Origin of the sequence: Suttonella ornithocola (genome assembly GCF_001889065.1) — a bacterium.
Classification (GTDB): domain Bacteria; phylum Pseudomonadota; class Gammaproteobacteria; order Cardiobacteriales; family Cardiobacteriaceae; genus Suttonella_A; species Suttonella_A ornithocola.
The window spans coordinates 1-532 of sequence record NZ_LWHB01000345.1; the positions used below are offsets into that span (position 1 = coordinate 1).

Annotated in this window: 1 protein-coding gene and 1 pseudogene; both read right to left on the bottom strand. The window is 38.6% G+C overall.

Annotation, left to right across the window (positions count from 1 at the left end; all coding sequences use genetic code 11):
• Positions 1-86: 86 nt before the first annotated feature.
• A complete protein-coding gene (locus A5N85_RS14285) occupies positions 87-341 on the bottom strand; it encodes a transposase (RefSeq protein WP_072577686.1) in 255 nt (84 codons plus the stop codon).
• Positions 341-523 (bottom strand): annotated as a pseudogene (locus A5N85_RS17455) (IS630 transposase-related protein); the annotation flags it as partial. The gene A5N85_RS14285 and the pseudogene A5N85_RS17455, both read right to left, overlap by 1 nt.
• Positions 524-532 lie beyond the last annotated feature (9 nt).

Sequence of the window (532 nt, forward strand, 5' to 3'; positions counted from 1 at the left end):
TTCATBCCATGCTCTTCAATGATTGCTTGAATATCACTGCGTTTATGAAAAGCGGCATTGTCCATGACAATTACACTGTTTTTAGGTCACTCAGGTAACAGTGCTTCTCTCACCCAATGAGAGAAAATATCACTGTTAATAGAACCATCATATAAGCGTAAGGCAAACAATTCTCCATTGATAATGGCTCCAATCGCATTGCTCTGGTTCTTTAAATGCCAGTTATCACTTCCATGACAAACTTCTCCTTTTGTGCTGTAGCCATAAGGTCTATGAGCAAAGGCTTTAAAACCACATTCATCAAGATAGACTATCGGTTTTTCTTGAGCGGTCTTATCCACTATTTGTTCTTGAAAGTGCTCTCTTTTCTCTGTGTCGGCTTTTGGATGTTGGTTAATCTTTTTTTATGCGTTATCTTTAGTCGCTTTAGAGCATAACAAATCGCTGATTGCGAGCAATTAAAACGTCTAGCTCTTTCCCATTGGTAATCATCAGGATACTGCTCAATATCCTTAAGCAGGCTTCATCATCA